This window comes from Marinovum sp. 2_MG-2023, assembly GCF_030548265.1.
GTDB lineage: Bacteria > Pseudomonadota > Alphaproteobacteria > Rhodobacterales > Rhodobacteraceae > Marinovum.
The window spans coordinates 69,652-88,577 of sequence record NZ_JAUOSD010000018.1 but is presented as its reverse complement, the minus strand read 5'-3'; the positions used below and the strand labels follow the sequence as shown (position 1 = coordinate 88,577).

The window sequence follows — 18,926 nt, the reverse complement described above, 5'->3', positions numbered from 1 at the left end:
CTTTCGCATCTGTCTGCTCCTTCAGAGTTGGCGCAGACTCTACATTACGGTGAGGGATTTCGCGGGGGGCAGGTCAATCCAAGTCTCTTTATCGTTACCGACTGTTTGACGAGGGTGTTTCATGTTGCGGATTGTGAGACGCGCATTGTTTTCGTCGAAATCACTCCAGGGGATCAGAGACAACGCCTTTTGACGATGAGCCAGAGCGATGGCCGCACCTACCAGTTTGTGCATCGGGACGCGCCGCGTGTCGGCCATATAGTTATCATGGAAATACGCCATCAGCCGATCCATCTCATCGAGCGTTGGCCGACGGTTTCTCTTGGCTGATCGCGCGATTTGCCCCTGGTGTGTTAGTGTAAGCTTCGCCGTTTCAAATTCGGCAAGAGGCATTTGAATCCCGCTGATTGGACCACCGTATTGAACCACAGTACGCAAGGTTGCCATGTATGAATTGACTGTCTGTGGCAATCGTGGCTTCAGATTGTAGTGTTCTGGGCAATCCAATTTCTCATCGGCCGGTGGGGCTTGCACGCCGATCAGCAAGTCCTGCGCCAGCTTGAAAAATGTATGGTCGTCTGTTTCCTCAACTGCGATTTTACCAAACTCCAGACGCTGGAGATACGCGAGATTGGCAGTCTTTGTCTTTCCAAATTCACTGGGGGAAGCTGCGCAATAATCGGCGATCACATCGGACCAAGTTTTACGCTTCTTTGCCTGGACCACTTTGTCCACTGCGCCTTTGGTTTTCAATTCGCTCTCGCGTTGTTTGATCCAACGCTTTGCTGATCGCTCATTGGGGAATGTTTCGGTCAGTGTCAGGACGACTTTGCCCTTTTGCTTCTTTCTAATGGTAGCGGTATAGCTCTGTGATCCGTCCTTCTTTGCGCGCGTCATAATGGTTCCCATGGGGATTTCCTCTCAGATGTGTGTTTCGATATCCGGGAAATCGGCTCAAGAACCGTTGGGCGGTTGGATCCATGCTCAAGGTTCGATAACTCACCGCTGTTGCGTTGACGTGGGCTGTGTCGATGCGGGAGGTTGCAGCCGTTTCCATGATGGAAAAAAGGCGCGGAGGATCGCGTACGCGGCGGTGCAACATTTCGGGTTCGGTGCAACATTTTGTTGCACCATTGGCAAAAACGGGGGCAAACAGGCCCCAAATAAAGGAAAACGGAACGGATGGCTGAGCAGGGAAACCCAATAAAACAAGGGAAATCGGACGTTGTCCGCGCTGCACGCCTGTCCGTTGCACCCATGATGGATTGGACGGATCGTCATTGCCGCTATTTGCATCGGCTTTTGTCGCGGCGGGCTTTGTTGTATACGGAAATGGTCACGGCGCCCGCCTTGGTGCGGGGTGGGGCGGTGCATTTGCTGGAGCATGATCCGGCTGAGCATCCTGTGGCGTTGCAGCTTGGCGGGTCGGATCCTGCGGAGCTTGCGGCGGCGGCCCGACTGGGGGCGGATGCGGGATATGACGAGATCAATCTGAATGTCGGCTGTCCCTCGGACCGGGTGCAATCGGGCACTTTTGGTGCGGTGCTGATGAAACAGCCGGATCTGGTGGCGGACTGCTGTGCGGCGATGCGTGCGGCGGTGGATGTCGAGGTCACGGTGAAATGCCGGATCGGGGTGGATGACCAGGAGCCGCGCGATGTGCTTCCGGCCTTTCTTGACAGAATTGCTGCGGCAGGGGTGTCGCGGGTTGCCATTCATGCGCGCAAGGCGTGGTTGCAAGGGTTGTCCCCCAAGGAAAACCGCGACGTGCCGCCGCTGGATTATCCGCTGGTGGTGGCGATGAAATCCGCCTTTCCCGATCTGCACATCTCGGTCAATGGCGGCATCACCACATTGGAACAGGCGCGGGGCTTTCTGGATCAGGGGCTGGATGGCGTGATGATCGGGCGGGCGGCCTATCATCAGCCGTGGGATGTACTGGGGCGGGCGGATACGGCGATTTTCGCAGCCGCCGATCCCATGGCCACCCCGCAAGATGCGGTGCGCGACATGCTTCCCTATATCGAGCGGCATTTGATGGCACAGGGCCGGTTGCATCAGATCAGCCGCCATATGCTGGGCCTGTTCGCGGGCCAGCCGGGGGCGCGGCAATGGCGGCGCATCCTGTCAGAAGGTGCCTCACAAAAAGGCGCCGGGCCAGAGCTGGTGCTGCGTGCACTGGCAGCGGTGGACCCCGTGGTGGTCTGAGGCCCGAAACCGGCGCGGTGCGGCTTTTCCTTTCCGCCCGGGGCGTGTATTGCGGCCCGGTTCATCAGGGAGACCACGATGCCGGACACCATGTTATTGTTGCAGATGTTGGTCTTGCTGATTGTGATTGGCGGCTTTGCCGGCGTCTTGGCCGGGCTTTTGGGGGTCGGCGGCGGAATTGTTCTGGTGCCCGCCTTTTTCTATGCCTTTCAGACCCTGGGCTATGGCGGGCCGCAATTGATGCAGATGTGTCTTGCGACCTCGCTTGCGACAATCATTGTCACATCCCTGCGTTCGGTGCTGAGCCATAACCGCAAGGGTGCGGTCGATTGGACCATCCTGAAAACCTGGGCACCGGGGATTGCCCTGGGCGCCATTGTTGGCGTGTTTGTCGCGGCGTCCCTGCGGTCCGAGACCTTGCAGATCCTGTTTGGATGTCTGGGTGTTGTCATTGGTCTTTACCTTGGGTTTGGTCGGGCGACATGGCGGCTTGGCAGCAAGATGCCCGGCGGGATCACGCGGGCGATGCTGTCGCCGGTTGTCGGGTTTTTGTCGGTTCTCATGGGGATTGGCGGTGGCAGCTTCGGGGTGCCGCTGATGAGCCTGTACAACACGCCCATTCACCGTGCGGTTGCCACGGCTGCCGGCTTTGGTGTGTTGATTGCGGTGCCGTCGGTTGTCGGCTTCCTGTTTTTACAGATTGATCCGGCCCAGCGCCCACCGTTCACTCTGGGCGCGGTCAACCTTGTGGCCTTTGGCATTGTGATCGCAATGACCATGATGACGGCCCCGTTGGGGGTGAAGATCGCCCACAACATGAACCCAAAGCCGCTGAAGCGCGTGTTCGCATTGTTTCTGATCCTGGTCGCATTGAACATGCTGCGCAAAGTATTCCTGGTCTAAGGCAGGACTGTTTCCGCTATCGGTATTTTGAGCTGTGGGGCGGTTTTTCTGGTCTTAAAAAACTATACTGTAAAAACAGTGCGTTATCGAAATTAGTTGACAGTTCGCCGGTGCGCTTTGACGCATTTTGGCCTTTTCCAAATCAGAAACTATCTTATTTCGGTCAAAATCGGCCCTAATTGCACGTTTAACTTGTTGTTAAGGAAGCAGCAGGAGCGTGAGATGTTTGAAGTATTAATGTTATTGGGGCTTGGTATGACCACTGCCGGCGTTGTCGGGTTGACCGGCCTGGATGCGGATCAGGCCGATGACAGTGAAACCGCAGCCAATGAAATGGAAAGCTCGGAAATGGATCTGGTGACCGCGGACGGCGGGGCCAACGATCTTATGACCCAGGTTGGATTGATCCGCGCCGAGATGGACGCAGATCTGGCAGCCACAGCGCAATTTTCCGGCACTGACGTCGCGGATGTGACAGAGGCGGATTTGGCCGACAGCGCAGAGGGCAGCGCCGACTGGATCACGCCGGCAATTCTGTCCGACGCCGCCATCGGCCCAACCGCCATTGGCCCAACCGCAATCAGCACGGATTTCCCGGATGTGCCGGTGTTCGAAGATTTCTTGCCGGGGCAGGACACATTTGTCCTCCACTTGCCAGAAAGCGTCGACAGCGATGCGGATATGTGGATCGAACCGATGGGCGAAGATGGCGCCGATGCCGCGATCATGCTGGACGATGCAACCGGCGTTCTGTTGGCGGCGGTGGTGGTCGGGGCTTATGGTGCTCTGAAACCGCGCGACATCAAGCTGGAGCGTGAAGTATAAATCATTCCGATAAATCGCGAGGCGCGATACCAGTTGTCATGTGGGTCGGCGCGGCGGAATGCCCCGGCACATGTCTCTGATCAAATCATTCGGGTCACATCTTTCAGAACCAGACCCGAAGAACCAGATTACCTTGGGCTCAGTTTGCCCCGGGCCAGTTTCCCCAGGTCGTATCTTTTTTCATTAGTTCATTCTGGCCAAGCCATGCTGGCAGATTACTCGGGCGTCTCCACTCGGGTAAATTCACTCACGAATGCCAGCTTGCCGGGGTAGGTCACCCGGGCAAAAACGCTCAGGTCTATCTGTTCAGGTCCATTCACGCAGGTCCATCAATTTTGGCCCATATATTTCGGTCTATTCACTCAGGCTGGATTTTTGGGGCCAGATTGGAAGGGCCAGGTGTCTGAGGCCACCTGATCAACCGGACAATGACACCTCTCACCTCTCATCACGTCGCTTCGCGTCCCAGCCGGGCCGCGCGACCGCCACGCCGCTTTTTCAAATGGCCACGACGGTTGGGCAACTCCGCCATGATCCGCGCACGTTCCTGCTGCGTCATTTTTGACCAACGTGTGATTTCGTCAATCGACCGCAAACAGCCGGCACAAATCCGTGCCTCTGGATGTACCACACAGAGTTTGACACAGGGGCTTTCGATTTCGTCCCGCTGCCAGACATCATCTTTCACCGATAGAGATCCTCTCATGCCTGATTTCGCGCCAGACGCCTTTTCCGATGTCATGCCCGGCCCAAATGGCCCAGCCGGTCCAATACCCCCTGCAGAATATAAGACGCCGCAACATGGTCGATCACCTCGGCCCTGCGTTTTCGCGATGTATCGGCCTCCAACAATGCGCGTTCGGCGGCCACCGTGGACAGGCGCTCATCCCAAAACGTGATCGGCCCATCCCACAGCCGTTCGAAATTGCGGGCAAAGGCGCGGGTGGATTGGCATCTGGGCCCTTCCGATCCATCCATATTGCGCGGCAATCCCAGCACCAGCCCGCCAATGGCGCGCGCGGCAATGATCTCTTGCAGGCGTGCGGCATCCAGCCCGAATTTCTTGCGGCGCACCGTTTCCAGCGGTGTCGCCACCGTGCGCAATCCGTCGGATACGGCGACGCCAATGGTCTTGTCCCCCAGATCCAGCCCGATCAGGGCGGTCATCGGGGGCACTTTGGCGGCGAATTCGGAAATATCTTCGATGATCATACCCCCCATCTAGCGCGCGGTGGGGGTGGGGGAAATCCCCAAGCGCCGCCCATGTCGCGATTGACGTGGATTGTGGCGGATTTGAAAGACGCAAAAGCCCCGCTAAGCTTCTAGAAAGATCAGACGCAGCAGACCGGGATTCGCCATTCATGAAACGTTATTCCGCCTTCGCCATCGCAAGAGAGGCCGCGCGCCATCATCTGGGGTGGGAACGGGCCTGGGCCTCGCCGGAGCCGAAATCGCATTACGATGTGGTGATTGTCGGCGCGGGGGGGCATGGGTTGGCGACCGCCTATTATCTGGGGCGCAACTTTGGCATCACCAATGTGGCGGTGATCGAAAAGGGCTGGCTGGGCGGCGGCAACACCGGGCGCAACACCACGATCATCCGCTCGAATTATCTTCAGGATGCTTCGGCCGCGATTTATGAAAAGGCGCGCAGTCTTTACGAGACGATGTCGCAAGACCTTAACTACAACGTCATGTTTTCGCCCCGTGGGGTGATGATGCTGGCCCAGACCCAGCATGAGGTGCGCGGCTATCAGCGCACCGCCCATGCCAACGCCCTGCAAGGGGTCGCAACCGAATGGATTTCGCCGCAACGGGTGAAGGATCTGCTGCCGATCATCCGCCTCGACGGCCCGCGCTATCCGGTGCTTGGCGCGCTCTGGCAGGCGCGCGGCGGCACCGCGCGTCACGATGCCGTGGCTTGGGGCTATGCGCGGGCCTGCTCGGCCATGGGGATGCATATCATCCAGCAATGCGAAGTCACCGGCATCCGACAATCAGACGGCCATGTCACCGGTGTGGACACCGCCAAGGGCGCGATTTCCTGTGACAAATTGGGGCTTGTGGTCGCAGGCCACTCTGGTGTGCTGGCGGATATGGCCGGTTTCCGGCTGCCATTGGAATCCGTCGCGCTTCAGGCGCTGGTCAGCGAGCCGATCAAACCGATCATGGACGTGGTCGTGATGGCCAACACGGTGCATGGCTACATGAGCCAATCCGACAAGGGCGAAATGGTGATCGGCGGCGGCGCGGATGGCTTCAACAACTATACCCAGCGCGGCAGCTTCCACCATATCGAGGAAACGGTGCGCGCCCTGATCGAGACCTTTCCAATGATCTCGCGGCTGAAAATGCTGCGCCAATGGGGCGGGATCGTCGACATGACCGGCGACCGCTCACCCATCCTTTCGAAGACGCCTTTGGACGGCTGTTTCATCAACTGCGGCTGGGGCACCGGCGGGTTCAAGGCGATCCCCGGCTCCGGCTGGGGCATGGCGGAGCTGATGGCCAAGGGGCATTCGCCATTGACCGAGGCATTCGGACTGGACCGGTTCCGCGAGGGGCGATTTGTGGACGAAAGCGTGGCAGCGGGGGTGGCGCATTGATGTATGAACCCGCATCGTTGAACGGCCGAATTAGTGTTTGGGCGAATTGTTCCCGTTGGTTGGGTACGCTTGCTCTAGGTCTTTGGGGGGGAGGCACTATTTTGTTTTCACTCGTTGTTCCTGACCCTCTGTTGTTTCAGGCGTTTGGCGCAGTTGGTGTCGGCGCGTTTCTCGCTCATTTTGCGTTTATCCGTTCCACTTATGCCTTTCGCCTAACGGTAAAGGAACAAACTCGCTCTTTTGTGTCCGCCGCAGTATTAGATGGGGCTGGATCAAACAGCCTTTCAGCAGCCGAAGTTCGCCTCCAACTCCAAAAGGAAACTTCGGAGTTAGAAAATGTTCTGAAAGAAGAAGATAGGTCAGTTTTCTTTGAAGTGCTGTTCGTTTTCATAGCGACTTTGCAATGGGGTTTTGGCGATAGATTGGTCAATCGTTTTGCAACTGCCTGCGGAGACTGGACATGCTAACCCTCAAATGCCCCTACTGCGGCATCCAGGCCGACGAAACCGAACTCAGCCCCGGCGGCGAAGCCCATCTCACCCGCCACGGCCCCGGCTCCAGCGACGGAGACTTCCACAACTATCTCTTCGCCCGCCAGAACCGGCGCGGCGTGCATTTTGAACGTTGGCGCCATGCCTTTGGCTGCGGCAAATGGTTCCTCGCCGCCCGCGACACCCAAACGTTGCAGGTCTTTGGCACCTATCCCGCCCAGGTCCTGGAACCGCCGCAACATATCCGCGACGCCATCAACCAAAGCCAAAACTGATCCTTCTTCTCTTTGAAAATACGCAAATCCACTGCCTGCCGCGCGCAAAAGGGCCAAAGACATGAGCACACGCCTCGCCACCGGTGGCCGCCTGATCGACCGCACGACACCGCGACATTTCACCTTCAACGGCAAACGCCTGACCGGCTATGCGGGTGACACGCTCGCCTCTGCCTTGTTGGCAAATGATCAGATGTTGGTTGGCCGCAGCTTCAAATATCACCGCCCGCGCGGCATTGTCGCCAGCGGCGCAGAGGAACCCAATGCATTGGTCGGCCTTGGCCGCGGCGATCGGTTCGAACCCAACCAACGCGCCACCACCACCGAAGTGTTCGACGGGCTGGAGGCCACAAGCCAAAACCATTGGCCCAGTCTGAATTTCGACATCGGCACAATCAACGCACGCTTTGCGTCCTTCTTGCCTGCGGGGTTTTATTACAAGACCTTCACCTGGCCTCGCAGCTTCTGGAAACACCTGTACGAACCGATCATTCGCAAATCTGCCGGGCTTGGCCGCGCCCCTGATCCCGAGGCCCGCGATCCTGACAGCTACGAACATTTCCATGCCCATGTCGATGTGCTGATCATCGGCGGCGGCATCGCCGGGATGGAGACCGCGAAACGCATTGGCGAAACCGGCGTCCGGGTGCTGCTGATTGAACAAGACGTCGATTGGGGCGGGCGCGCCCCGGTGGATGGCGGCGAGATTGGCGGTCAACCCCCCGAGGATTACATCGGCGGTCTCCTGGCCTCTCTGAATGCAATGGACAATGTCAGCCTGCGCACCCGGTGCATGGGGGCAGGGGTCTATGATCACGGCTATGCGCTGGCCTATGAACGTCTTGCCGATCACACCCCGGCGGCGAAAGGGCCGCGCCACCGGCTCTGGCGTATTCGTGCGGCACAGATCATCACCGCCACAGGCGCCCTTGAACGCCCGCTGGCCTTTGCGGGCAACGATCTGCCCGGTGTCATGCTGGCCAGTGCGCTGCGCGATTACGTGGTGAATTGGGGCGTCAGCCCCGGCGATCGCACGGTGATCGTCACCAACAATGATGACGCCTATCGCAGCGCGCTGGTCTTGCGCCGCGCGGGGCTGGCGGTGCCCGCGATTGTTGATGCCCGGGTCCTGCCCCAGGACAGCCCCCTGATGGCAGAGGCCCGCGCCTTGGGCATTCGCATCCTGCAAGGCCATGCAATCGACCATGTGATGGGGCAAAAGCGGGTGACCGGCGTGGCCCTTTGTGCGCATGCCGGGGCCGGGGGGGCCGTGATTGATGAAATCGCCTGCGATGCGGTTGCGATGTCGGGCGGCTGGTCGCCGGTGGTGCACCTCTGGTCCCATTGTGGCGGCAAGCTTCGCTGGGACGAGACCCGCGCCATGTTCCGCCCAGACCACAACCGCCCGCCCACGGGTGACAAGGGCCAGGCTTTTGTGACCGCTACCGGCGCGGCCAATGGGATGTTCACCCTGCAAGAGGTGCTGGACGACGCGGTGGCCACAGCGGCACAGATCACCAAGACCCCTCCGATGACCAGCGCCGCGCCGCAGGCGCACGCGCAGGAAGAGGCACCACTCGCCCCCGTCTGGATGATGCCCCAGGGTGCGGGCGTGCACCACAGGGCCAAAGCCTGGCTGGATTTCCAGAACGATGTCAAAGTCTCCGACGTCCAGCTGGCCGCGCGCGAAGGGTTTGAAAGCGTCGAACACGCCAAACGCTATACCACGCTCGGCATGGCAACGGATCAAGGCAAGTTAAGCAATATCAACGGCCTGGCCATCCTGTCCGGCGCGCTGGGCGCAGATATCCCGGATGTCGGCACCACCACCTTTCGCCCGCCATATACCCCGATCTCGATGGGGGCCATCGCGGGGCCGGGGCGTGGTGACACCTTTCAACCAATCCGCCGCACGCCGATCCATGACTGGCTGGCGGCCAATGGTGCCGAATGGGAACCGGTCGGCCAATGGCGCCGCCCCTATTGCCTGAAACGCCCCGGCGAAACGACCCATGACGCGGTCACGCGCGAAGTCACCAACACCCGCAAGAATGTCGGGCTTCTGGATGCCTCGACCCTGGGCAAGCTGATCGTCAAAGGCCCGGATGCGGGCCGGTTCCTCGACATGCTCTACACCAACATGATGTCGACCCTGAAACCGGGGCGCTGCCGCTATGGGCTGATGTGCAATGAAAACGGGTTTCTGATGGATGACGGCGTTGTTGCGCGGTTGGACGCGGACACCTTCCTCTGCCACACCACCTCCGGCGGCGCGGATCACATCCATGCCCATATGGAAGATTGGCTGCAATGCGAATGGTGGGATTGGCAGGTCTATGTTGCCAATGTGACCGAGCAATACGGCCAGATTGCCGTGGTCGGCCCCAACGCCCGCAAGCTGCTGGAGGCCGTCGGCGGTCTGGATGTCAGCCGCGAAACCCTGCCGTTCATGGGCTGGGTCGAGGGCGCGCTGGGCGGCATTCCGGTGCGGATCTTCCGCATTTCCTTCTCCGGCGAACTCAGCTTTGAAATCGCGGTCAAGGCCGGTTACGCCCGTCATCTCTGGGATCACCTGCTAAGGGCCGGCCGCGACTTCGGCGTCATGCCATATGGCACCGAGGCGCTGCATATCATGCGGGCGGAAAAGGGCTTCATCATGATCGGTGACGAAACCGACGGCACAGTGATCCCACAGGATCTGGGGTTGGACTGGGCGATTTCCAAGAAAAAGACCGACTACCTCGGCAAACGGGCACAGGCCCGGCCGGATATGGCACGCCCGGACCGCTGGAAACTGGTGGGACTGGAAACATGCGACGGTGCGGTCCTGCCGGACGGGGCCTATGCCGTGGCCGAAGGCCGCAACGCCAACGGCCAGCGTAATGTGTTTGGCCGTGTCACCTCGACCTATTATTCCCCGACCCTCGGGCGCGGGATTGCCATGGGCTTGGTGCAAAATGGCCCCGACCGCCTAGGCGAGGTGATCCACTTCGCCAAATCCGATGGTGTGACCACAATCGAGGCGCGGGTCGTTGATCCGGTCTTCTATGACAAAGACGGGGAGAAACAGAATGTCTGAAACACAGGCGACCCCGGCAATGGCGCTGGGCGGCGCGGCGTGTGATGGCTTGATCTCGATCCGCGAAGCCGCGCCACAGGCAATGATTGCCCTGCGCGGTGATCTGGCCAGCAGCGAAATCAAGAATGCGGCCACCAGCGTCACCGGTCTTGATATGCCCGGACCACGGGGCGCCAATTGGGTTGGGGACCGGGCGATCTTGTGGATGTCGCCGGATGAATTGCTGATCCTGTGCCCCTATGACGAAGCCGACAGCGCGCTGGCCGGCATGGCCGGGTGCCTGGACGGCCGTCATGCGTTGGTCACCGATATGTCGGACGCACGCAGCAGCTTTGATTTGCGCGGCGCCGGTCTGCGAGACGTGCTGGCAAAACTGACCCCGGCGGATATGTCGCGTACGGGCCTTCCTGTTGGCGAATTGCGCCGCTCTCGCCTGGCACAAACACCTGCGGCCTTCTGGTTGAAAAGCGAAACTTCGGCGCAGATCATCTGTTTCCGCTCGGTCGCGCAATATGTTTTTGATCTGCTGAAAACCGCGGCACAACCGGGATCTGCTGTCGCCTTCTTTGACCGCTGACGCAACCGACACCCCATTTCCGCAAAAGGATCACGGGTTCAGGCTTTCTCCTGGTGGAAATATCCCGGGGGGTTTGGGGGGCTGGCCCCCCATTTATCCTGTGGTTTGGGGGGCTGGCCCCCATTTATCCTGCGGTTTGGGGGGGTAGCCCCCCATCTACCCTGTGGTTTGGCGGCTGCCCCTCTGCATTTCTCCTGTGACCTTGGGCGCTCCCCCCAAAAATTGCCCCGCAATATGACCCAACCGCCCATCCAACATACCACATATAAACCCGACGCCGCCGCAGTCCGGGGCCCACCACCTTGGCGCAATTTGCAGAAAGCCCAAAATTCCAACGGTCGCACCCCGCCCGTCAACAGGACCAGGGGTTGACCTCACCGGCGCAGGCGCTCACTTATGACCGTGGAACCTGATCACAAATAAGGGGGTGTTACCCATGGCTTTCGAACTTCCCGATCTTCCCTATGCACATGACGCTCTGGCCGGTCTCGGCATGAGCCAGGAAACGTTGGAATACCACCACGACATTCACCACAAGGCCTATGTCGACAACGGCAACAAGCTGATTTCCGGCACCGAATGGGACGGCAAATCTCTCGAAGAGATCGTCAAAGGCACCTATGATTCCGCTGCCGTGGCGCAATCCGGCATCTTCAACAATGCCTCGCAGCATTGGAACCATGCCCAGTTCTGGGACATGATGGGCCCGGGCGGCAAGGACATGCCGGGCGAACTGGAAAGCCGCATCAAGGATGCTTTCGGCTCTACCGATGAATTCAAAAAGCAATTCGCAGCTGCAGGCGCGGGTCAGTTCGGCTCTGGCTGGGCCTGGCTGGTGGTGGACACCGATGGCACGCTGAAGGTGACCAAGACCGAAAATGGCGTCAACCCGCTGTGCTTTGGTCAAACGGCGCTTCTGGGCTGTGACGTCTGGGAACATTCCTATTACATTGATTTCCGCAACAAACGCCCGGCTTACCTGGATAACTTCCTGGAAAACCTGGTGAATTGGGAAAATGTCGCGGAGCGTCTCTCCGCGGCCTGATCGATCTGACCAAGTGTTAGAGGGCCCGCTGAATTGTTTCGGCGGGCCTTTTTTGTCTGGGCGCTGGCAAAGGCGTCTGCGGGAATGTCAATTTATCTCTTGGTTGATCCCGGGGCTGAGGTTAGTCTCAGCTTAGTTTTGTGATATACTAGTCATCCAATTGTATGGACTTATCCGGAAAGAGCCGTGGCACAGAAACGCGACATTGCGCAGGAATTTCTGGATCGCGTCTGGCGACACGAAGATGTTTCGGCGATCTATGAAATGTTTTCCGGCACGGCCAGCATCCAGGGTCTGGAAGAGGTCGATCAAATCGGACCCGATGAATTCCGGGCCTTTCACCGGATGATGACCGCGCAATTTTCCGACATTCGCCATACGATCCTGCTTGCGGTTGAAGACGGGCCGTGGTTGGCGATTTTATGTGATATCACAGCGGTTTACCGCAAAGATGGCACCAAGGTTGCCACCCGAAGCCAGATCATGATGCGCCATGAGGGCGACAAGATTGTCGAAGCCCATAACCAGCTGAGCCTGATCCCGATATTCGAGGCAATTGGCCGTCTGCCGCCGCGCACGCTGGACCTTTGTCTGCTGGGCACGAAGCTTGAGGTGCAGCGCAAGATTTGACGATTGCGGGCGTATGCGTGCCTGATCCGGCGCGGGCCTGGATCTGATGATCGCTGTATATGGGACACGCTCCTTTGGGTCCGATAAAGCTGGATTTCAACTCTGCGCGAGGGGGGATAGGTCGCCGCGCCCACCATGTGCTAGCCTGTTTTTGATGCAAGACTGCAGCGGGTGAGGGGTTGATGACACACAGAATACGCATGACCGTTGTGGCGCTATTGGTGCATTTGACAGCGGCGCAGGGTGCGGTCGCGGATCCGCAAGGTTCGGCCAGCGCCGAAATCCCGATCAGTTCGGACCGCGCCGACCTCGGTTTCACCAGCCCCAGTTTCACGGGCCCCAGTTTCAGATGTCTGCCGCGGATGACCGCGCCGGAACACGCCATATGCGACAACGCGGTTTTGGCGGATCTGGACCGGGTGATGGCAGAAATCTATCGGCGCCACCGCCAGGGCGCCGGGCAGGATCGGCAGATGTCCCTGCAAAAGGATCAACGGCTTTGGCTGCAATGGCGCGACACCTGCGGCGCGGCGGTGTCCTGTCTGCGGCGGCGGTACGAGCAGCGGATCATTGACCTGACGCCGAAAGACGCGCTGCCGCCGGGTTTTGGCTGTCGCCTGTCCCCTTATGGCAGCGTCCAGATTGGCACGCCGCTTTTGCCCGAGGGGTAGGGGCGCTGGCCCAAAGGTCTTATTCCGCCGGGGCCGTGTCGTCGGGCAAATCAAACACCTGGCCGGGATAAATCAGATCCGGGTCACGGATTTGGTTACGGTTTGCATCGAACACCCGAACATAGAGCACCCCCTCGCCATACCGCTCCCGCGCGATCTGCCACAGCGTATTGCCCGGTTGCACGGTCAAGACCTTGATTGGGCTGTTGTCACCCCCCGAGGCGCGTTCCAATGTTTCGCGGTCTTCGCGTTGGAACGGGGTTTCGGCGCGTGATTTGACGTCGCCATCTTCATCCACCTCATCCACCCGCAGGACATAGACGCCTTTGTCGACCTCGGGCAGGCGCACCCGCCAGGAGCCGTCTTCGCGGATGCGGGACGTGGTGATTGGCGTATTGTCCAGGTAGACGCGGACAAATCCGCCACCCTCGGTGCCGGCCCCACGACCTGCCAATGCGACTTCGCCGGCATCATCATAACTGATTGAATCGATTGCAACCCGGTCGAGCACCTCTGGCCCGGGCAGAACCCGCACACCTTCTTCGTCCGAGGCAAGAAGCGTCGGCGGCGTTTCCGTGTCCGGCTCGACCTCAGTGACGACAGGTTCTGTGGTCTCAGGCTCGGCGGGTGTGACCTCAGTGACGACCGGCTCTGTGACTTCCGGTTCTGCAGGCTCGACCTCGGCGACGACCGGTTCTGTGGTCTCAGGCTCGGCGGGTGTGGCTTCGGCGACGACGGGTTCCGTGACCTCCGGTTCTGCAGGCTCGACCTCGGTGACGACAGGTTCCGTGGCCTCCGGTTCGGCTGGTACAACCTCAGCGACGACTGATTCCGTGACTTCAGGTTCGGCTGGTACAACCTCAGTGACGACCGGTTCCGTGACCTCAGGCTCGGCTGGCGCAATCTCAGCGACGACAGGCTCTGTGACCTCCGGCTCAACTGGCGCGACGTCCGCTGTGGTCGGCGTGTCGGCCTCTGGTTCGGCCGCTTCGGCCACCAGATCGGGTTGCGCCTTTGGTTCTGGTTCGGCCACGGGGGTGGGCTTGGGGCCAAAGGGCGCGACGATGATGTCGGTTTCCGAGAAAACCTCGGTTCCGTTGTGCCGCATCGCCAATGTCATCAACCGGGGTTGCGGGCTGGGCGACAGGGTCATCAGGCTGACAAATTTGCCGTCCCGCCCGGCCAGGGTTTCAGCGATTTCCGCATTGTCGAGCAGGATCACAACCTGGGAACGTGGCACACCTTTGCCTGCGACCAGAGCCGAACCATCGGGTTCGACCCGCACCAGATCGAACACCGGCGGCGCCAATGGCGCGGCGGCCTCTGGGTCTGTGTCAGGTTCCGGCGTTTGCGCGTCGGGCAGGGCGGCAATCTGGGCCGGATCCTCTGGGGTTGGTTCCGGCGCATCTGTCGGCGCATCTGCCGGGACATTCGTAGGCGGCTCTGGTGTGGGCTCTGCCGCGATCTCGTCTGCTGGATCTTGCGTGACCTCAGCCGCGCCACCACCCGCGTCCGGTACATCTGTATCATCAGAGGCGGGCAGCGGATCGGGCACGATCAGCGCCGCGGGGTCCGGCGCATCGGGTTTCAAAACCCCGCTCAGCGTCAGGCCAACATAGCCAGCCGCCGCCACAGCCACCCCAGCAGCCCCGCCCCCCAGCAATCCAATCCATTTCGTCATCGTCGGTCCCTTCCGCACGCCCGGTTGCGCACGTGGCAGCCTGTTTGCGCGCCTGCGGCAATAATCGCAACACAATTGCACAAATGACCATGCAGCCCACTTGAAAAAGCGAAAAAAACTCTATTGCCAAAGGGTTTCCCGGTCAAAATGTGGATTCCCGGCGACATTTTCGCCTTTGAATTGCGCCGCACATCGTCCGCTGTCGTTTCCGCGGTGCGGCATCCGTTGACTTCCCCCGGCACGCGGGCAGTATGGCGCCAGATTACAGGACCCCAGTTTGAGGAGCGAGTGACAATGACCGACATCTCGGTTTGTGTGTATTGCGGGTCGCGGGATGGGGCCAATCCGGCCTATGCTGCGGCCGCCGAAGATCTGGGCCGGGCGCTTGCCCTGAACAAATGGCGTCTGGTCTATGGTGCCGGGGACATCGGGTTGATGGGGCGCGTGGCGCGGTCGGCTCAGGAAAGCGGCGGCCAGACCTTTGGTGTCATCCCGACGCATTTGTTGGATCACGAGGTCGGCAAACGCGATCTGTCGACCTTTGTCATCACTGAGACCATGCATGAACGCAAGAAAGTCATGCTGATGAATGCCGATGCCGTGGTGCTTTTGCCCGGCGGGGCGGGATCACTGGATGAATTTTTCGAGGTGCTGACCTGGGCGCAACTGGGGCTGCATACCAAGCCGGTGATCCTGTTGAATGTCGCGGGTTATTGGGATCCGCTGTTGGTGCTGCTGGATCATGTGATTGATCAGGGCTTTGCCGAGCCTTCACTGCGTGAGTTCTGGGGCAGCACCGCCTCGGTCGAGGAATGTGTCGCCAGCCTGCGCGCTGCACTTTCCTGATCAGGCTCATCCTGATCGGGCCTGTCCTGATCAAACCTGTCCGGATTGTTCCCGGTCTGTCTGTCACCCTTGCCCCGGCGCAGGGTGGCAATGGTATAGATCGCCAGTGCCAGCCAGATCAGAGGAAAGGCAATGGCGTGCCATCGGCTTATCGGTTCGGCAAAGATCAACGTTGCCACAAGGAATTGCAGGGTCGGGTTCAGATATTGCACCAGCCCAACCGTGGACAATGGCACCTTGCGGGTGGCATTTGAAAACAGGATCAGCGGCAGCGCCGTAATCGGGCCAGAGGCGACCAACAACAGGATTTCGCTCCAGCGCAGTCCGCCGGGCTGTCCGACCGCCAGAATTCGGTCGATCCCGGCACCATCCGCCGCGCCAAACCCCAGGATCATCACCAGCGACAGCGGGGCAATCAACAGCACCTCGCCCGTGACAGAGATCACCGGACCGGCAGACAGGCGTTTCTTGATCGCGCTGTAAGTGCCAAAGGTCACGGCCAGCAACAGGGAAATCCAGGGGGCGACGCCCAGACCCCAGGTCAGCAGCGCGACCGCGCCGGCCGCCAACCCAACGGCGGTCCATTGCAAGGCGCCCAGCCGTTCACCAAAAAAGATCCGGCCCAAAAGCACCGCCACCAGCGGAAAGATGAAATAGCCCAGGCTGGCCTCGGTGGCGCGGCCCTGACCGATGGCCCAGATGAACCAGAACCAATTGCAAGAGATGACCACCGCCGCGCCGGCAAGGATCAGGATCTGGCGGCTGGCCATCACTGCGCGCAGTACCGGCAATCGCCCCTGATAGGCCACGACGCCGACAAAAAACACCGCAGACCAGAATGTGCGATGCGCCAGAACCTCGATCGGGGGGAGGTGCGACAGCAGCTTGAAATAGAGCCCGGACACGCCCCAGATGGCGCAGGCCGCGATCAACGACAGAATGCCGAGGCGCATTTGATCTGATGTGGTTTGGGGCATGTGTCCTGCTTGAATGACGCGCCAATGGCGCGCCGCGACCATGTCAGACTGGGCCGGGGATGCAATGACCAAAGCGGCCGATGGGGCCGGGGGCCGCTAGGCGCCGCGGCCCTTACATATCAGTCCCCGGCGTTCAGGAGACCCCGGCGTTCATCAGGCCGCGTCTTCGTCTTCGGATTGCTGACGCCGCCAGAGGCTGGCGTAGCGGCCATCTTTCAACAGCAATTCACCATGGGTGCCGCTTTCGGCGATCTCGCCGTCCTGCAACACCACGATCTGGTCAGCATCCGCCACAGTGGAAAGCCGGTGTGCGATGGTCAGCACGGTGCGCCCCTCAGCGGCGCGGGCCAGCGCGCCCTGAATTTCCTGTTCGGTCTCGCTGTCCAACGCCGAGGTCGCCTCGTCCAGCAACAGGATCGGCGGGTTTTTGAGCAGGGTGCGCGCAATGCCGACACGTTGCTTTTCCCCGCCCGAGAGCTTGAGCCCGCGTTCGCCGACCGTGGTGTCATACCCATCGGGCAGCGAGGTGATGAAATCGTGGATCTGTGCGGCCTTGGCGGCTTCGATCACCTCGGCCTCGGTTGCGCCTTCGCGACCATATTCGATGTTATAACGGATGGTGTCGTTGAACAGCACCGTGTCTTGCGGCACCACGCCGATGGCGTCATGCAGGCTGGTCTGGGTGATGTCGCGCACGTCCTGACCGTCGATGGTCAACGCGCCGTCGGTGACATCATAAAACCGGAACAACAGCCGCCCGATGGTGGATTTACCCGAGCCGGAGGGGCCGACAATGGCGATGTTCTGACCGGCACCGGCGGTCACGGTCACGCCCTTGAGGATCGGACGCGCGGGGTCATATCCGAAATGCACATTTTTCAGTGTGACCTCGCCGCCGGAAATTTTCAGCGGCTTTGCATCCGGTTTGTCGGACACTTCTGCGGGTTGCTCCAACAGGTGAAACATCTCGCCCATATCAACAAGGCTTTGACGGATCTCGCGATACACGGTGCCAAGGAAATTCAGCGGCATGGTGATCTGGATCATATAGGCGTTGACCATGACAAAATCGCCGACCGTCAGATCGCCGTTCTGCACGCCCACCGCCGCCATCACCATGATGCCAACCAGACCGCTTGTGATCAAAAGCGACTGACCAAAGTTCAGGAACGCCAGTGAGTAGGACGTCTTGAGCGCCGCGCGTTCATATCCGGCCATGGCCACGTCATAACGGGCGGCTTCGCGTGCTTCGGCGCCAAAATATTTGACAGTTTCAAAGTTCAACAGGCTGTCGATGGCCTTTTGGTTGGCATCGGTGTCCTGATCGTTCATTTCGCGGCGCAGTTTGACGCGCCATTCTGTGACCTTGAAGGTGAACCAGACATAAAGCGCAATGGTCAGCGCCACGATCGCCAGATACCAGACATCAAACAGAAAGAAGAGCACAACCGCGATCAGCAGCAGTTCCAGCACCAGCGGTCCAATCGAGAACAGCAGAAACCGCAACAGGAACTCGACACCCTTGACTCCGCGTTCGATGATCCGCGACAGCCCGCCGGTCTTGCGCGTGATATGATAGCGCATCGAAAGACGGTGGATATGGGTAAAGGTTTCCAGCGCAAGCTGGCGCAGGGCACGTTGGCCAACCGCCGCGAACAGCGCATCGCGCAATTGCTGAAATCCGTTGGTCATCAGCCGCGCCAACCCATAGGCGACGGTTAGGCCAACCGCGCCAAGCGCAAGGTCCGAAACGTCGCCGTCCAGCGCATCGACTGCGGCTTTGTACAGCATGGGCGTGCCGACGGCGATCAACTTGGCCAGCACCAGCACGGACATGGCCGCGACAACACGATATTTCACCCATTGGTGCGCGTCGGGCCAAAGATACGGCGCGACGCGGCGAATGGTGCGCCAGCCGGATCGGCGTTCCTGTTCGGCGATGCGGGCGTTTTCGGCGGCCTCGGCGGATTGCGCGTCGGTGGCTGTCATATCAGTCTTTCTTTGTGGTCGGGGGGGCGTTCAGTGCCACGTCCCGACAGGGGATCATGCCCTGCGATCGTATGGTGCGGGGCGCAGGCCGCCCCGGACAGGGCGCCCTACACAGGGACAGGA

General features: G+C 60.0%; 18 protein-coding genes. 12 read left to right on the top strand and 6 right to left on the bottom strand.

What is annotated here, in order from left to right:
* Positions 1 to 39 precede the first annotated feature (39 nt).
* Positions 40 to 909 (bottom strand): hypothetical protein, encoded by an 870-nt coding sequence (locus Q4577_RS18125; RefSeq protein ID WP_303471391.1) that lies wholly within the window; start codon positions 907 to 909, stop codon positions 40 to 42.
* A gap of 273 nt (positions 910 to 1,182) precedes the next feature.
* Between Q4577_RS18125 and dusA the strand changes: the two genes are divergently transcribed.
* From dusA to Q4577_RS18110, 3 genes are all read left to right on the top strand, one after another.
* Positions 1,183 to 2,208 carry a tRNA dihydrouridine(20/20a) synthase DusA gene (gene dusA, locus Q4577_RS18120; RefSeq protein WP_303471390.1) on the top strand — a complete coding sequence of 342 codons (1,026 nt, stop codon included), beginning with the start codon at positions 1,183 to 1,185 and terminating at the stop codon, positions 2,206 to 2,208.
* Between the two features lie 78 nt (positions 2,209 to 2,286).
* On the top strand, positions 2,287 to 3,111 hold the full coding sequence (locus Q4577_RS18115; RefSeq protein ID WP_303471389.1) for a sulfite exporter TauE/SafE family protein: 825 nt from the start codon (positions 2,287 to 2,289) through the stop codon (positions 3,109 to 3,111).
* A 222-nt stretch (positions 3,112 to 3,333) separates the two neighbouring features.
* Positions 3,334 to 3,936: a hypothetical protein gene (locus Q4577_RS18110; RefSeq protein WP_303471388.1), complete on the top strand. Its 603-nt coding sequence runs from the start codon at positions 3,334 to 3,336 to the stop codon at positions 3,934 to 3,936.
* Positions 3,937 to 4,384: 448 nt separating this feature from the next.
* Here Q4577_RS18110 and Q4577_RS18105 read toward each other — a convergent pair whose 3' ends face one another.
* Both Q4577_RS18105 and ruvX read right to left on the bottom strand, forming a co-directional pair.
* Positions 4,385 to 4,642 (bottom strand): DUF1289 domain-containing protein, encoded by a 258-nt coding sequence (locus Q4577_RS18105; protein WP_303567640.1) that lies wholly within the window; start codon positions 4,640 to 4,642, stop codon positions 4,385 to 4,387.
* A gap of 32 nt (positions 4,643 to 4,674) precedes the next feature.
* Positions 4,675 to 5,148: a Holliday junction resolvase RuvX gene (gene ruvX, locus Q4577_RS18100; protein ID WP_303471386.1), complete on the bottom strand. Its 474-nt coding sequence runs from the start codon at positions 5,146 to 5,148 to the stop codon at positions 4,675 to 4,677.
* 149 nt (positions 5,149 to 5,297) lie between these two features.
* On the opposite strand from ruvX, the gene Q4577_RS18095 reads away from it, so the two are divergent.
* The 8 genes from Q4577_RS18095 (at position 5,298) to Q4577_RS18060 (ending at position 13,310) form a co-directional block, all read left to right on the top strand.
* Positions 5,298 to 6,542: a sarcosine oxidase subunit beta family protein gene (locus tag Q4577_RS18095; protein ID WP_303471385.1), complete on the top strand. Its 1,245-nt coding sequence runs from the start codon at positions 5,298 to 5,300 to the stop codon at positions 6,540 to 6,542.
* Positions 6,543 to 6,643: 101 nt separating this feature from the next.
* On the top strand, positions 6,644 to 7,009 hold the full coding sequence (locus Q4577_RS18090) for a hypothetical protein (RefSeq protein WP_303471382.1): 366 nt from the start codon (positions 6,644 to 6,646) through the stop codon (positions 7,007 to 7,009).
* Positions 7,003 to 7,308 (top strand): sarcosine oxidase subunit delta, encoded by a 306-nt coding sequence (locus Q4577_RS18085; RefSeq protein ID WP_303471380.1) that lies wholly within the window; start codon positions 7,003 to 7,005, stop codon positions 7,306 to 7,308. The genes Q4577_RS18090 and Q4577_RS18085 overlap by 7 nt, the downstream gene beginning before the upstream one ends.
* Positions 7,309 to 7,369: 61 nt before the next feature.
* Positions 7,370 to 10,387, top strand: a complete 3,018-nt coding sequence (locus tag Q4577_RS18080) for a sarcosine oxidase subunit alpha family protein (protein ID WP_303471378.1) — start codon at positions 7,370 to 7,372, stop codon at positions 10,385 to 10,387.
* Positions 10,380 to 10,964 (top strand): sarcosine oxidase subunit gamma, encoded by a 585-nt coding sequence (locus Q4577_RS18075; protein ID WP_303471375.1) that lies wholly within the window; start codon positions 10,380 to 10,382, stop codon positions 10,962 to 10,964. Before Q4577_RS18080 ends, Q4577_RS18075 begins: the two co-directional genes overlap by 8 nt.
* A 436-nt stretch (positions 10,965 to 11,400) precedes the next feature.
* Entirely contained in the window at positions 11,401 to 12,009 is a 609-nt protein-coding gene (locus tag Q4577_RS18070) for a superoxide dismutase (protein ID WP_303471373.1), read from the top strand.
* Between the two features lie 186 nt (positions 12,010 to 12,195).
* Entirely contained in the window at positions 12,196 to 12,639 is a 444-nt protein-coding gene (locus tag Q4577_RS18065) for an ester cyclase (RefSeq protein WP_303471370.1), read from the top strand.
* 182 nt (positions 12,640 to 12,821) lie between these two features.
* Positions 12,822 to 13,310 carry a lysozyme inhibitor LprI family protein gene (locus Q4577_RS18060; RefSeq protein ID WP_303471368.1) on the top strand — a complete coding sequence of 163 codons (489 nt, stop codon included), beginning with the start codon at positions 12,822 to 12,824 and terminating at the stop codon, positions 13,308 to 13,310.
* Between the two features lie 19 nt (positions 13,311 to 13,329).
* Here Q4577_RS18060 and Q4577_RS18055 read toward each other — a convergent pair whose 3' ends face one another.
* Complete coding sequence (locus Q4577_RS18055; RefSeq protein ID WP_303471366.1) at positions 13,330 to 14,991, bottom strand: LysM peptidoglycan-binding domain-containing protein; 1,662 nt, start codon at positions 14,989 to 14,991, stop codon at positions 13,330 to 13,332.
* A 294-nt stretch (positions 14,992 to 15,285) separates the two neighbouring features.
* On the opposite strand from Q4577_RS18055, the gene Q4577_RS18050 reads away from it, so the two are divergent.
* Positions 15,286 to 15,837, top strand: a complete 552-nt coding sequence (locus Q4577_RS18050) for a TIGR00730 family Rossman fold protein (RefSeq protein ID WP_303471364.1) — start codon at positions 15,286 to 15,288, stop codon at positions 15,835 to 15,837.
* On the opposite strand, the gene rarD is transcribed toward Q4577_RS18050, so the two are convergent.
* Both rarD and Q4577_RS18040 read right to left on the bottom strand, forming a co-directional pair.
* Positions 15,744 to 16,814 carry an EamA family transporter RarD gene (gene rarD, locus Q4577_RS18045; RefSeq protein WP_303471361.1) on the bottom strand — a complete coding sequence of 357 codons (1,071 nt, stop codon included), beginning with the start codon at positions 16,812 to 16,814 and terminating at the stop codon, positions 15,744 to 15,746. The two genes, Q4577_RS18050 and rarD, sit on opposite strands and share 94 nt — an antisense overlap.
* A 153-nt stretch (positions 16,815 to 16,967) precedes the next feature.
* On the bottom strand, positions 16,968 to 18,803 hold the full coding sequence (locus Q4577_RS18040) for an ABC transporter ATP-binding protein/permease (protein WP_244691283.1): 1,836 nt from the start codon (positions 18,801 to 18,803) through the stop codon (positions 16,968 to 16,970).
* Positions 18,804 to 18,926 lie beyond the last annotated feature (123 nt).

Excerpts from the sequence above, each read along its gene's own strand:
- Q4577_RS18075 (WP_303471375.1), top strand. The coding sequence starts at position 10,380 with ATGTCTGAAACACAGGCGACCCCGGCAATGGCGCTGGGCGGCGCGGCG.
- Q4577_RS18085 (WP_303471380.1), top strand. The coding sequence starts at position 7,003 with ATGCTAACCCTCAAATGCCCCTACTGCGGCATCCAGGCCGACGAAACC.
- Q4577_RS18115 (WP_303471389.1), top strand. The coding sequence starts at position 2,287 with ATGCCGGACACCATGTTATTGTTGCAGATGTTGGTCTTGCTGATTGTG.
- Q4577_RS18060 (WP_303471368.1), top strand. The coding sequence starts at position 12,822 with ATGACACACAGAATACGCATGACCGTTGTGGCGCTATTGGTGCATTTG.
- Q4577_RS18040 (WP_244691283.1), bottom strand. The coding sequence starts at position 18,803 with ATGACAGCCACCGACGCGCAATCCGCCGAGGCCGCCGAAAACGCCCGC.
- Q4577_RS18105 (WP_303567640.1), bottom strand. The coding sequence starts at position 4,642 with ATGAGAGGATCTCTATCGGTGAAAGATGATGTCTGGCAGCGGGACGAA.
- Q4577_RS18070 (WP_303471373.1), top strand. The coding sequence starts at position 11,401 with ATGGCTTTCGAACTTCCCGATCTTCCCTATGCACATGACGCTCTGGCC.
- Q4577_RS18125 (WP_303471391.1), bottom strand. The coding sequence starts at position 909 with ATGGGAACCATTATGACGCGCGCAAAGAAGGACGGATCACAGAGCTAT.
- rarD (WP_303471361.1), bottom strand. The coding sequence starts at position 16,814 with ATGCCCCAAACCACATCAGATCAAATGCGCCTCGGCATTCTGTCGTTG.
- dusA (WP_303471390.1), top strand. The coding sequence starts at position 1,183 with ATGGCTGAGCAGGGAAACCCAATAAAACAAGGGAAATCGGACGTTGTC.
- Q4577_RS18055 (WP_303471366.1), bottom strand. The coding sequence starts at position 14,991 with ATGACGAAATGGATTGGATTGCTGGGGGGCGGGGCTGCTGGGGTGGCT.
- Q4577_RS18050 (WP_303471364.1), top strand. The coding sequence starts at position 15,286 with ATGACCGACATCTCGGTTTGTGTGTATTGCGGGTCGCGGGATGGGGCC.
- Q4577_RS18110 (WP_303471388.1), top strand. The coding sequence starts at position 3,334 with ATGTTTGAAGTATTAATGTTATTGGGGCTTGGTATGACCACTGCCGGC.
- ruvX (WP_303471386.1), bottom strand. The coding sequence starts at position 5,148 with ATGATCATCGAAGATATTTCCGAATTCGCCGCCAAAGTGCCCCCGATG.
- Q4577_RS18080 (WP_303471378.1), top strand. The coding sequence starts at position 7,370 with ATGAGCACACGCCTCGCCACCGGTGGCCGCCTGATCGACCGCACGACA.
- Q4577_RS18095 (WP_303471385.1), top strand. The coding sequence starts at position 5,298 with ATGAAACGTTATTCCGCCTTCGCCATCGCAAGAGAGGCCGCGCGCCAT.